At 61.1% G+C, this 12,901-nt stretch carries 14 protein-coding genes; 3 read left to right on the top strand and 11 right to left on the bottom strand.

The annotated features are described in order from the left end of the window. Positions 1-23 precede the first annotated feature (23 nt). Positions 24-929: a LysR family transcriptional regulator gene (locus ACMX25_RS28655; RefSeq protein ID WP_414953367.1), complete on the top strand. Its 906-nt coding sequence runs from the start codon at positions 24-26 to the stop codon at positions 927-929. 55 nt (positions 930-984) lie between these two features. Here the strand turns inward: ACMX25_RS28655 and ACMX25_RS28650 are convergent, their stop codons facing one another. From ACMX25_RS28650 to ACMX25_RS28610, 9 genes are all read right to left on the bottom strand, one after another. Continuing rightward, positions 985-1,338 (bottom strand): RidA family protein, encoded by a 354-nt coding sequence (locus tag ACMX25_RS28650; protein ID WP_414953366.1) that lies wholly within the window; start codon positions 1,336-1,338, stop codon positions 985-987. A gap of 39 nt (positions 1,339-1,377) precedes the next feature. Then, positions 1,378-2,514 carry an NAD(P)/FAD-dependent oxidoreductase gene (locus ACMX25_RS28645; protein WP_414953365.1) on the bottom strand — a complete coding sequence of 379 codons (1,137 nt, stop codon included), beginning with the start codon at positions 2,512-2,514 and terminating at the stop codon, positions 1,378-1,380. Next, positions 2,507-3,901, bottom strand: coding sequence for an FAD/NAD(P)-dependent oxidoreductase (locus ACMX25_RS28640; protein WP_414953364.1), 1,395 nt, complete (start codon positions 3,899-3,901; stop codon positions 2,507-2,509). The genes ACMX25_RS28645 and ACMX25_RS28640 overlap by 8 nt, the downstream gene beginning before the upstream one ends. Then, positions 3,891-4,247 (bottom strand): (2Fe-2S)-binding protein, encoded by a 357-nt coding sequence (locus ACMX25_RS28635; protein ID WP_414953363.1) that lies wholly within the window; start codon positions 4,245-4,247, stop codon positions 3,891-3,893. The genes ACMX25_RS28640 and ACMX25_RS28635 overlap by 11 nt, the downstream gene beginning before the upstream one ends. Positions 4,248-4,331: 84 nt before the next feature. Beyond that, a complete protein-coding gene (locus ACMX25_RS28630; RefSeq protein WP_414953362.1) occupies positions 4,332-5,474 on the bottom strand; it encodes an NAD(P)/FAD-dependent oxidoreductase in 1,143 nt (380 codons plus the stop codon). Then, positions 5,471-6,268, bottom strand: a complete 798-nt coding sequence (locus ACMX25_RS28625; RefSeq protein WP_299701158.1) for an ABC transporter permease — start codon at positions 6,266-6,268, stop codon at positions 5,471-5,473. The genes ACMX25_RS28630 and ACMX25_RS28625 overlap by 4 nt, the downstream gene beginning before the upstream one ends. Before the next feature lie 13 nt (positions 6,269-6,281). Continuing rightward, complete coding sequence (locus ACMX25_RS28620; RefSeq protein WP_414953361.1) at positions 6,282-7,154, bottom strand: ABC transporter permease; 873 nt, start codon at positions 7,152-7,154, stop codon at positions 6,282-6,284. Next, entirely contained in the window at positions 7,141-8,220 is a 1,080-nt protein-coding gene (locus ACMX25_RS28615) for an ABC transporter ATP-binding protein (protein ID WP_414953360.1), read from the bottom strand. The genes ACMX25_RS28620 and ACMX25_RS28615 overlap by 14 nt, the downstream gene beginning before the upstream one ends. Positions 8,221-8,272: 52 nt before the next feature. Further along, positions 8,273-9,364, bottom strand: coding sequence for an ABC transporter substrate-binding protein (locus tag ACMX25_RS28610; RefSeq protein WP_414953359.1), 1,092 nt, complete (start codon positions 9,362-9,364; stop codon positions 8,273-8,275). A gap of 134 nt (positions 9,365-9,498) precedes the next feature. On the opposite strand from ACMX25_RS28610, the gene ACMX25_RS28605 reads away from it, so the two are divergent. Next, entirely contained in the window at positions 9,499-10,422 is a 924-nt protein-coding gene (locus ACMX25_RS28605; protein WP_414953358.1) for a LysR substrate-binding domain-containing protein, read from the top strand. A 19-nt stretch (positions 10,423-10,441) separates the two neighbouring features. On the opposite strand, the gene ACMX25_RS28600 is transcribed toward ACMX25_RS28605, so the two are convergent. Next, entirely contained in the window at positions 10,442-10,984 is a 543-nt protein-coding gene (locus ACMX25_RS28600; RefSeq protein WP_414953357.1) for an ureidoglycolate lyase, read from the bottom strand. Beyond that, the gene (locus ACMX25_RS28595; protein ID WP_414953356.1) at positions 10,974-11,951 is read right to left on the bottom strand and encodes a LysR family transcriptional regulator; all 978 of its coding nucleotides are present in this window, start codon (positions 11,949-11,951) and stop codon (positions 10,974-10,976) included. The genes ACMX25_RS28600 and ACMX25_RS28595 overlap by 11 nt, the downstream gene beginning before the upstream one ends. 192 nt (positions 11,952-12,143) lie before the next feature. Here ACMX25_RS28595 and ACMX25_RS28590 point away from each other — a divergent pair, with 192 nt between their 5' ends. Continuing rightward, entirely contained in the window at positions 12,144-12,827 is a 684-nt protein-coding gene (locus tag ACMX25_RS28590; protein WP_414953355.1) for a DUF2848 domain-containing protein, read from the top strand. Positions 12,828-12,901 lie beyond the last annotated feature (74 nt).

Raw genomic sequence — 12,901 nt, 5'->3', positions numbered from 1 at the left:
CCATCATCTAGCTATCGAATAAAATGGATCGCTTCGCAAGCATCGCCGTGTTTGTTGCCGCTATCGACGAGGGGAGTCTCGTGGCTGCCGGCAAACGTTTTGGCCTGTCTGCATCCATGGCCGGCAAATATGTCAGCGCGCTCGAAGCCGAGCTGAATGTGCGCCTGCTCCATCGCAGCACTCGCAGCCTGAGCCTGACGGACGCCGGGCGCACTTATTACGTCCGGTGCCAGCGCATCCTGGAAGAGTTCGACGATGCCAATCGGGAGGCCAGCGACGCGCACAGCACGGTGCGCGGCACATTGCGGGTCGCCGCGCCCGTCACCTTCGGGTCGATGCATATGGGCGAGGTGGTCGCGCGATACCTTGACGACCACCCGCACGTCAGCATTGAAGTTTCGCTCGATGATCGTTATGTCGACCTGCAAAGCGCGGGCATTGACGTCGCTATCCGGATTGGCAAGCTGCCCGACTCTGATCTCGTTGCGCGGCGTCTCGCGCCCTGCCGCATGACGATCTGCGCGGCGCCGGCGTACCTGCGCCGGGAGGGCACGCCTCAGAATCCAGATGACTTGCGACGCGCGCCTCGTCTTGCGTTCAGCGAGGCGGTATCGGCTCCCGAGTGGACACTGACGGACAAGCAGAATCGCGAGCATGTGATCGACGGGCCGCTTCGAATGCAGGCCAACAACATGCAGATGCTGCTCTCGTCAGCGCTCGCGGGCGTCGGCATTGCGTACGGCCCCACCTTCGTTTTTGGGCAGGATATCAAGGCAGGGAACCTGATCAAGCTGCTGCCTGACTACAGGACTACCGAGCTGACTATTAACGCGGTGTATCCGACTGCGCGCTACGTGCCATCGAAGGTTCGCCGGTTCATCGATTACCTCACCGATGCGTATCGCGACGAACCGCCATGGGACCAGTAACGGCTTTTAGTACTTGCGTAATGCCACCACCGGCGCTTCCGTGATGGCACAACAATCACGCTAGCGCAGTCACCGTAATCTCAACCAGCAGATCCGGCGCGGCCAGCTTCGACTCCACCGTCGCGCGTGTCGGCGCACAACCCGGCGCGACCCATGCGTCCCACACTTCGTTCATGCTCGCGAAGTCGCGGCCAATATCCGCCAGCCAGACTTGCGCCGACACCAGCCGCGTTTTATCGATACCGGCTTGCGCGAGGTACCCATCAATCTTTGCAAGAACCTGCTGCGTCTGACCTTTTACATCGAGCGTACGATCATTCGACGTTTGCCCGCCGACGAACACCAGCCCTGCAGCCTTCACGACACGGCTCATCCGCTGATTGGTTTCAATCCTGACGATGTCATTCATAAGTATTCCTTGTTTAATTAAAGTAACCATCAATCATCTCTATGCCGGCGCAACTTCCTTGAAACGGTCGATGGCAAACGCATCCAGCGGCAAGGACGCCACGCCGTCCAGCACCAGCTCTGAAACCAGCTTCCCACATGCCGGCCCCAGCTGAAACCCGCTGCCGCAATACCCGAACGAATAGGTCAGGTTAGACGCACGCCGGCTAGGCGAGATCACGGGCAACGAGTCGTCGGTGAAGGCTTCCACGCCGGCCCATGCGCGATTGATGCCGAGATTGCGCAAGTGCGGAAACAGATCAACGACCGTATTCGCGCTCTTGACCAACCGCGCGAAATCGACTTCGCCGTGACGTCCGGCCAGGTCCGCTATTCCGATCAGCTTGCCGCCAATCACAACCGTGCCGTTATCGAATTGCTTGAACGATAACGGCCGTCCCGTTGCACCCAGCGTCGCTCGGCAAAACGGTGCGGCGCGATGCGTGACCATCAACATCAGCCCTTCGGGATGAACCGGCACCGGCTCGCCCACTTGCTCCGCAAGCTCGCCCGACCACGCCCCGGCCGTGACCACCAGTTTCGCGGCCGAAAACACGCCCGACGGTGTATGCGCGAACCAGCGTTCGCCCTTCTGTTCAATGCGCGTGACCGGCGTGCCTTCATGAAACACAGCGCCATGACGCTCCGCTGCCAGCCTGAACGCGGTCGTTGTCCGGAACGGCAACGCGTAACCATCGCGTTCAACCCAGATACCGCCAGTCACCTGCGGCGTGAGTGCCGGCTCCAGTTCAAGCACGGTCTCGCGATCGATGATTTTCTCATGCATGAAGCCATGCGACTCGAGCAACGCGACACGTTCTCGGCATTCATCGAGTTCGGCGCCGGTCTCCGCAATCTTCAATTGACCCGATGCCACGAAACCGCAGTCGTCGCCCACGGTATCAGCGATGTCATGCCAGATCTCACGCGACATCAGCGCCAGAGGAATCTCGGGCACTGGCCGGCCAAGCGTGCGCACGCCGCCTGCATTGACACCCGATGCGTGGCGGCCGACGTAATCGGCTTCCAGCACGGTCACGCTCACACCACGGCGCGCGAGATGGAATGCACTGCTCGATCCATGCAGTCCACCGCCGATTACCAGCACGTCCGACTCTTTGGCGACGGGATTATTCACCAGCCAGTTCTCCGAGCGTGAGCGGCTTGATCGGCGGACGGATGCGATAGTAGCCAACAGTCTCGGGAGGCACGCTGCGTGCATCGGCGATCACTTCGGTCACGGTCAATCCGCACAGCCGGCCTTGACATGGGCCCATGCCGCATCGGCCGAAGGACTTCGCCTGGTTCGGTCCGAGACAGCCGAGCTTCACGAAGCTTCGCAGTTCGCCGGCGGTGACTTCCTCACATCGGCACACGATAACCTCGTCCTTGGGCATACGGTTTTCATCGCGTGGACGATAAAGACTGTCGAGAAAAGGACGAATGCGCATGACTTCAGCGAGGCGTCGAAGCAGCGGCGCGGCGCTGCGGTTACGCGCGGCGGTATCAATCGCGCCGAGCTGCGCAGCGATCGCCAGCGCGGTCACTTCTCCCTGCGTCTCGGCCGCCTGCGCGCCGCCTATCCCGCCGCCATCGCCCGCGACGAAGATGCCGGGGACATCGAGCTCGCCCCATTGATCGGTTAAGGGTGCGAAGCATAATTGCGCTTCGTCCCACTTATGCGACGCCCTGAGCGAATGCGTGAACTGCGTATTGGGCACCACGCCCTGATGCAGCAGGATGACGTTCGCCTCAATCCGATGCGAGACGCCCCGCACCGAAAAATTCAGCGCGCGTGCGCGTTCGGAACCGTCTTCATCGATACCGCTTTCCACCCGAAGTTCGTCGGCGGCTTCGTGCATTGCCACGCCTGCGTCGCGCAAGGTCCTCATGAGTTGCAGGCCCTTGCTCAGATACGGCCACGCACGCAAAGCCGACAACATGTGGCGCTTGGCGCGCCAGCGGTCCTCGTGACGCGTGGTATCCACCAGCGCGCGAATGGGCACGCCCGCGCGAACGTACTGCCATCCGAGCAAGTACAGCAGCGGTCCGCAGCCCACGAGTATGGGCGGTTCGGCCGGCACTTCGCCCGCGCTTTTCAACAGGATCTGTGCAGCGCCGGCTGTCATCACGCCGGGCAGCGTCCAGCCCGGAATCGGGAAGGGCCGTTCAAGCGCGCCGGTCGCGAGCACTACGCGCCGGGCCTCGAAGCTGCTCACCTTGCCGTCTTTGAGGTAGTGCACCGAGCGCTCGCGCGTGACTTGCCAGACCGACGCGTTCGGCACATAACGCGCACCTGAACGCGCAAACTCGCTCGCCAGCGCCGCACCCGCCGCATAGTCCGGACCGAGGATTTCGCGGCGCTGCGCGTCGCTACGTTCAATCGCCCGATAGATCTGGCCGCCAACCGCTTCCTGTTCATCGAGCAGGACCACGGACAGGCCGGCTCTCGCGGCCTGCGTCGCGGCCGCGAGCCCGGCAGGCCCGGCGCCGATCACGGCGACATCGACGGTATCAGCGGCCATGTGCGTTCTCCAGCGGGTTCATGTCCGAAGACGGCGGCAAGTCGCGCGCGCCCTCTTGCGAGTGGATACGCATGCCGTCCTTTACCGTCACGAGACAACTCTGCCGGCTCGGCATGCCGTCGATCTCCACCAGGCATTCGAAGCACGCGCCCATCATGCAATAGGGCGCACGTGGCGCGCGCGACACCGGCGTCGCGCGAAACCGCTGGACTCCGGCAGCAAGCAGTGCGGCAGCAACCGAGCGTCCGCCCGGTACGCTGAGCGGCTGGTCGTTGAACCAGATATGAATTGTGGCCTGAGCATCGGTAGCCGGCGTGAGCACTTTGAATAGCGGTTTTGAAGTCATAGTCGGACAGCTCGAGGCAAAGCGGAATGTCGGCGTTCCGGGTGCATCGTCTTCAGGGCCGATGCAAGCGAGACGTTGAAGCGGTTAGTGAGCATGGCTGGTCGCGTGCTCGGCGGCGAGAAAGCGGCCACCTCGAAACGCGGCGAGTTCATCGGGGATCGGACCACCCTTGATCCATGGAGCGATGCGCATGGCATGTGCTGCCGCAAGCGTCACGCCGCTGTGGCAGGTCACGACGAACGCGCCCGGATACTGCAGCGACTGTTCGTAGATCGGGAAGCCATCGGGGCTATAGACACGCAGCGCCGCCCACGTGCGTACCAGCCGCACGTTCTTCAACAAGGGGAACGCACGCACGCCGCGCCGCGCAATGGTCGAGAGCACGTCGGCGGTCGTGAAGTCGTTGTAGCCGACCTCTTCCATTGAGTCGCCGAACTGCACTGAGCCTTCATCCGTCTGGCGCACATTGATGGTCGGGTAATGCAGGAACGGAGCGACACGTTCACTGACCAGCACCTGTCCGCGATTCGGTGCAACCGGCGCATGCAGACCTACCTGGGCGCTGAGCGCGCGGTTGCCGAGACCTGCTGACAGCACAACCTTCGGCGCGCGCCACACAGCTTTCTTGCCGTGCACGGCGAAGCCGTTCGTCTCGGGAACAATGCGCCCGATATCTTCGCCATTGACCAGCGTCACGCCGCGCTGCTGCATGGCTTCGTGCAACGCCCGCAGCAGTTTGAGCGGATTCACATGACCGTCCATCGGCGTATAACTTGCGCCGATCACCTCAGGTCCGACGGTCGGAATACGTTCACGCAACTCGCGCGCATCGAGCAATTGATAGGGATACTCATCACCAAGTTCTGTCTGTAGCGTAGACAGCCGCTTTTCGCGCTCGGCCAGTTCTTCATCAGAGAAACATAGATGGAAACCGCCGGGCTGCTTGAGCGATACATCAATGCCGGTCTCTTCCAGCAACGCCGCTGCGAGCCCCGGCCACAGTCTTGACGAACTGCGCGACCAGCGTGCGTAGGGTGTCAATCCGTATCCCTTACCCTGCACCCAGACCAGCCCGAAATTGCCGCGCGACGCGCGAAAACCGCCATCGCCCTGATCCAGCACCGTTACCTTGGCCCCTTCGCGCGCGAGCCCATAGGCTACTGCCGTTCCTACCAGCCCGCCCCCGACCACCAGCACGTCGGGACTGTCGACTGAATGACCTCTCATCGTGTTTCTCCAATCAGGACGCGGTCCAGACCGACCATCCGGTCGAGCACCAGCATCAGAACTATCGTGCCGACGATCAACACGGTCGACACGGAGGCCACCAGCGGATCGATCGTCTGCGCGATCTGGTTGTACATCGCGACGGGCAGCGTAGTCGTGCCCGGTGTCGCGACAAAAATGGTCATGGTGAGTTCGTCGAAGCTCTGGATGAACGACAGCACCCAGCCGCCGGCCACGCCCGTGCGGATCATCGGCAGCACGACGCGGCGAAAGGCGGTGAAGCGGCTCGCGCCACATGACAACGCGGCCCGTTCGGCATCGCGATCAAGGCCAATAGCCGATGACAACGCCAGCCGCAACGCGTACGGCAACACGATGATCACGTGCGTCGCGCAGAGCGCCCAGAACGACCCGCCGAGTCCGAGCAAGCTAAGAAATCGCAGGAACGCAATGCCGAGCACCACGGCGGGAATCATCATGGGTGACAGGAAAAAACCGGTCAGCGCGCCGCGCCCAGGAAAGCGATATCGGGCGATAGCAAGCGCCGCCGGCAACGCGAGCGCTACGCCTATTGTCGCGGCCACCAGCGCGAGGCGCACCGAGAGCCAGAAGGCATCGACGATCTGGTCGTTGTGCAGGAGCGCCCTGAACCAGCGCAGCGACGCGCCATCGAATGGGAGAGAAATAAAGCCCTTGTCGGTGAACGAGACCGCGATCACGACAACGAGCGGCGCGGCGATGAACGCGAGAAACAGCGCGTTGAACAGCAGCCCCAGGAATCCGTTTTGTTTCATGACGTCTCCCGGTTCAATCGAAGATGTGCTTGAAGCGGCGTTCGGCAAGACGACTGCAACCCAGCACGATTGCCACGTTGGCGATCAGCAGCAGGACCGCGATGGTCGCGCCCAAAGGCCAGTTCAGTGTGCCGAGAAACTCGTCGTACGCAGCGGTTGCAACCACCTTTAGACGTCGGCCGCCGATCAGCGCGGGCGTCGCAAACGCCGATGCCGACAGCGCGAACACAATGATCGATCCAGACAAGATGCCCGGCAGGATTTGCGGTAGCACCACACGCCGGAACACGCGAAAAGGCGACGCGCCCATCGACCGGCCGGCCCATTCCACTTGCGGGTCCAGCTTCTGCAACGTCGCCCATACCGACATCACCATGAAGGGCACCAGCACGTGCGTCAGCGCGATCACAACGCCTGTCATGGTGAAGACCAAGCGAATAGGTTCATCCGTGATGTGAAGCGCCTGCAGCGCATTGTTCAGTACACCGTTGTTACCCAGCAGGATCTGCCAGCCGAGCGTGCGCACCACTACCGATATCAACAGCGGACCCAGCACGACAAGCAGACAGATGGATTGCCACGGCCGCTTCATCCGTGCGAGCACGATGGTCTCCGGTACGCCCAGCACTACGCAGAGGAAGGTCACCGCGAACGCCATGCCCGCAGTGCGCGCGAAGATTGCACCGTAGTACGGATCGGTGACCACTTCGAGGTAGTTGCGCAACGTGTAGGTCGGGAGCGTGCCCTGGCTATCGCTGAAAACGTGGAAGGACAGTACCAGCGTCAACAACAGCGGCACCAGCAGCAGGCTGCCGAATAACAGCAACGCGGGTGCGGAGAGGAGCCACGGCGCGGCGCCCGCGCGATCGTTGTCAAGCGTGGCCATGGTGTCCCTCCTTCTGGAGCACACGCAGGTCGTCGTCCGACCAGGCCACGCCGACTTGCGCGCCTTCATCGGGCGGCGGAGCGCCGTTGTTCGACTGCGCCACGCTCAGTTGCCCAAGACCGGTATCGATCAGGAGAAGCCACTGGTTGCCGGTGAACACCCGCGTGGTGATGCGGCCGGTGGCACGCACACCTTGCGTACCCATCGTCGTGAGATGAACCTTCTCCGGGCGGATATAGACGTTCACCTCGCCTTGCACATCTCGGCCTTCGTGCGGAACCTTGAGCGTGGTGCCCGCCACATCGACTTCAGCGCAACGCGCGTTGAGGCGCAATACCGCGCCGGGCAGCAAATTAGTCTTGCCCAGAAATGCCGATGCAAACGGCGTCTCCGGCCGCTCGTACGCTTCGAACGGCGTGCTCAATTGGGCAATCTTTCCACGATGCATCACCGCAATGCGATCGCTCATGGTCATGGCTTCGACCTGATCGTGCGTGACAAGAATGGTGGTTATGCCAAGGCGCTTTTGAATCGATCGCAATTCGATGTGCATTTCCTCGCGCAACTTGGCGTCGAGGTTGGACATCGGTTCGTCGAGCAGGAGTAGTTCGGGGCGCATCGCAAGTGCACGGGCGATGGCCACACGTTGTCGCTGACCACCCGACAACTCTTTCGGATATCGCCCGCCCAGTCCGTTCAGACGCACGAGGTCGAGCGCTTCTGCCACACGTTCGGCGCGCGCCGCGCGTTTCATGTTGCGCATTTCCAGGCCGAAACCGACGTTACCGTTCACCGTCATATGCGGAAACAACGCATAGCTCTGGAACACCACGCCCATGCCGCGTTTCTCCGGTCGCTCATGCGTAATGTCGCGGCCATCGAGCAGGATGTTGCCGGTGCTTGGCGTGACGAATCCCGCGATCATCTGCAAGGTCGTGGTCTTGCCGCAACCGGATGGACCGAGCAGCGACAGGAACTCACCACGCTCGACATCGAGGTCAATATGCTCGATCGCGGTGAAGTCGCCGTAGTGCTTCGAGATGCCTTTGAGGGTCAGAAAGCTCATGTGCGTCCGTGAGTTAAAGTCGGCGGTCGTGGTGCGCGGGCGAAGGTAAAGCTCACCGCTCCACGCTGCGATTCCAGCGTTCGGTCCACTCGGTTCTATGTTGATTGATCGTCGTCCAGTCCACTGCGACCAGCTTCGATATCTGCTCAGGACCATACGGCACGCGCGCCGCCACGTCCGGCGTCAGTTGCACGGTCTTGTTGACCGGTCCGAGGCCAATTGCCTGTGCCTGGATCGTCTGCACTTGCGGACTCAACAGGTACTGGATGAACTGCTGCGACAACGCGGGCTGCGCGTTCTCCGCCATGGCGCAAGCGCCAACCTGCAGCGCAACGCCGCCCTCTTTCGGATAGAAGAACTTCAGCGGGAAACCGGTGTTCTGCAGCGCAACGGCGCGGCCGCTGCCATACGGCGCGATGATCACGTCGCCGCTTTGCATGAGGCCGTCCATCTCGCCGGGCGTCGGCGCCCACGAGAGGACATCCGGTGCGACCTGCTTGGTCATCGCGGTGAACCCCGGGTCTATATTCTTCTCGCCGCCGCCGTTCAAACGCGCGAGCATCACCAGCGTATGCAGGCCGTATGTATTGGTGATGGGCGGCATGCCGAGCTTGCCCTTCAGGCGCTTGTCGTACAGCACGTTCCAGGAATTCGGCGCGGGCAGGCCCATCTTCTTGAAGGCGTCCGCGTTATAGCCAATGCCGGTCGCGACCATGCCGACACCCACCGAGGTCGGGCCAAGACGCGCAAGCGGATACAGGTCCTTCATCACCGGCGCTTCCTCGACCTTCGCGCACAAACCCATCTGCATCGCCTGGTACATCGGACCGTCATCCATGACCGCGACGTTGATCTGCTGATGCCCTTTTTGCGCCTGCAATTTCGCGAGCGTGTCGCTGGAGTTACCGGCGACGTAGACGATCTTGACGTCGTGCGCTTTCTCGAACGGCGGGATGATCTTGTCGCGATACATGGTCTCATTCGAGCCGCCGACGTTCGCCACATACAGCGTGGTTTCAGCGTGTGCCAGCAGCGATCCCGACAATGCCCCGGCGCAGCCGAGCGCGGCCAGCAGCGGCCGCAGATACGAACGAGAAGACAAATGAGTAGACGACAGGCAACGGATTTGTTGCAGTTGTTTCATGTGCGGTTCTCCAGACTATGCGGCGCGAACGGTTGCGGAATGTGATCAGGCAAATTTATTTTGTTCGTCGCGAGGCATATCGTCCAATAAGAATAAAATAACTATCCATACGAGGATGATATGGGTTTCGTTCAATGAATCTTAAGCACATAGAGGCGTTTCGGGCAGTCATGTTGGCGGGTTCAATGACTGCTGCGGCCAAGGAATTGTTCACGTCGCAGCCCAATATCAGCCGCCTGATATCGCAACTCGAACGCGAAACCGGACTGCTGCTGTTCCAGCGTAGCGGCGTCCGCCTGATTCCGACTAGCGAAGGAAATGCGTTTTTTCGTGAGGTGGAACGGGCGTATGTGGGCCTTCAGGGGCTGACGAATGCGGCGGCTCAGATCAAGAATCTGGGAACCGGTCGATTGCGCATTGCAGCAATGCCGTCGGCGGGAATGACGCTCGTGCCGCACGCGATCCAGCGCTTCCAGGCATTGCATCCGGAAGTCACCGTCTCGCTGCATGTGAACACTTCAGGCACCGTCAATCACTGGACGAGTTCGCAGTTCTGCGACCTTGGGGTCGCGATCTATCCAAGTGAAGCGTCCAATTGCGAGGTCGAGTTGCTGTCGAAAGTGGCGGCGGTAGGCGTGCTGCCCGCGGGTCATCGGCTGGCAAAAAAAGCGTCGCTCAAGCCGAAAGATTTTCAGGGAGAACCCTATATATCGCTGTGTCATGGCGACGGCACACGCGCGCAGATGGACGAGGTCTTCGCGCATGCAGGCGTTGAACGGGTCATGGCAATCGAGGCTCAATACTCGGCCATCTGCTGCGAGATGGTTCGCAGCGGCATGGGCGTGACGTTGTCGCATCCTATCGTTGCACAAGATTTTGCAGGGCCTGGGATCGAGATCCGTCCGTTCATGCCAGCGGTCCTGTTTCCCATCTATTTGCTGTTTCCCCCGCATCAGCCACGGACTCGCCTGACCATGGAATTCGTCGACATACTGCGAGAAACACACGACGATCGGATGGCGGCAGCGGATAAGCTTGGGCGGTTGAAACGGGCTTGAAGGGACGTGGTTGTGGCAACTACAGACCCGCGAGCCTGTGTGCCGGAATCGACTTGATCGCGCTCTCGCATGCGGGCGCTCCGGTCTCCAGATGAACCACCAGGTCGTAGGTCGTCGAGCGCCGCGTGAGCATCAAGCATGTCGACTCGCCTTGCGATACGCGCGTTGCATGCCAGCAATGCGGCCGCATGCAGATGCCCTCGCCTTGTGGCACCCAAAACGCGCGCAGTGATTCCATATCGGGTTGGCCGCCCTCCATGCTCGTTGCAACGATCTGGATAACAGGCGCGGTCAGCGGCACGATGGCTTGCTGCGTGAGCCAATGGGCTTCGAGACTTGCGACTGTTTCATCGGCGTTCCGATACTTCACCCATAGCACTTCGGTCTCGCCGGCCACGCCTGTATCGAAGAGATGTTCGCGCCAGAAATCCGATGCCGGACTTGTGTAAGCGGGAACGTGACCATCGGTTTTAAGCGGTTTGCCCAGCATCCAGCCATAGGCACTGAAAGCCTCGGCGCTGAGCGGTTGAATCGCTAAAGAAGGATAAAAATCAGTCGGCATTTTTCGATGGGACGTGGAGAGCTGATGATGGAACCGGCGTGTCGTTCGTGCTGGGAAGCAACGCGAAATCGGGGCCGTTGGCGAGACTGAAATCGCGCACCACTTGTAGTGCAAGCCGCGTAATGGATTCGCACAACAAGCTGTCCGGGCTGCGCCTGAACGTGGCAACGAGCGGGAGAGCCGGAACGCGGTGCGTCACCTGCAGCAATTGCAGCCCTCCCGATTGCAACTCGTGCATGACGAAGGCAGTCGGCAGCACGGCTATGCCGAAGCCATCGATAACAAGACGGATGATCGCGGCCACCGACGACACACAATTGATCTGGACGGTGGTCTCTCCGCTGGCTCCGAACAAGTCAGTGAGGAAACCATGCGGCGCCGAGTGCCGCGCAAAACTAACGATAGGAAACGCAGCCAGCTCGGCCTCCGAAAGCGCTTCAGCCGATAGATTGAGCGAAGGGCTCGCCACCCATCGCATGGGAAGCGTCCCCAGCGGAATGTTGACGGCGTCGCTGCCCGTCACGTTCGTGGTCAGCAGCGCCACGTCAACGTTGCCATTGATCAGATGCCCGGAAAGATTGGCCGTGGTGTCCGACGTCAGTTCAATGGTCAGGTTCGGATACTCCTCCCGCACCCGCTTCAGCAAGTTCGGCAACCATGTATGCACGACCGACTCGATCACGCCGAGCCGCAGCAGCCCCGATACCTTGGAGCGGTCGCTGACGCTCGCGAGCATGTCCCGGTTCAGCTTCAGGATTTGCTCGGCGAACGCGAGGGCCTTGGTGCCTTCCTGCGTGAGCGTCACATCGCGTGGACCGCGATCGAACAGACGCACGCCAAACTCCTGCTCCAGAGCCGATATCCGGCTGGAGATGGCGGCCTGGGTCGCGTGCAAATGCTCGGCCGTCATCCGGAAGTTGCGCAGTTTGGCGAGCCATACAAACGTTTCGAGAAAACGGACATTCATGGCGCACTCCGGCTGATGCGTTGAGTGGCGAAGCGGCGAGCATCGACCAAATCATTCCCTCTCAGTTTATAGCTGGAAGAATTCCGGCGTGACAAGAAAAAGTGACCACGTGGGCCCACATTTACTTGTTGGACATCGCCGCGCCCTTCTTCAAGACTGTCATTCATTGAATCCACCGGGTGAAAGGTTTTGATGAAGACACTTGAATGCAGGATAGACGACGGCGCGGGTATAGAGGTGACGGTGAACCGCCTCGTCATCGCCGGCTGGGCAGGGCGGGACGCGCGCGATGTCGAGCACCATATCCGCGAACTGGAAGCGCTCGGCGTCAAACGTCCGGCGTCAGTGCCGACGTTTTACCTGGTCTCGCCCGCCTTGCTGACGACCGAGGACGCCATCGATGTGGTTGGCGTTCACTCGTCCGGCGAGGTCGAAGTCGTGCTGATCCAGACCGCCGCCGACGGCTTGCTCGTCGGCATAGGGTCCGATCACACGGATCGCCGTGTGGAAAGTTACGACGTCGCGGTCTCCAAGCAGATGTGCGCGAAGCCGTTAAGCACGGTGCTCTGGCGTTATGCCGATGTCGCCCCGCATTGGGATTCGCTGATCGCGCGGAGCTGGCGAATCGACGATGACGCCTATCCCGCGCTGTACCAGGAAGGCACGCTCGCGCGCTTGCTGCATCCGCAAGACCTGATCGAACGAAGTTTCGGCGCGGCCGCCATGCCGCCCGGATCGGCGATGTTCTGCGGCACGCAAGCCGTGCTCGGCGAACTAAGCGCAGGATCGGGCTATGAGCTTGAGCTACACGATCCGGTACTGGGACGCAGCCTGCGGCACCGTTACACGGTCGACTCACTCGCTCATGTTGAATGAAACCGCGCGACTTTCGCGAGGCATTAGATTTGTTTATTGCCGGCCAGCAGAATTAGTCGCTGGACGTGGCAAAT

The organism is Caballeronia eucalypticola (assembly GCF_047608185.1).
GTDB lineage: Bacteria > Pseudomonadota > Gammaproteobacteria > Burkholderiales > Burkholderiaceae > Caballeronia.
This window is presented reverse-complemented; position numbering and strand designations above follow the sequence as displayed.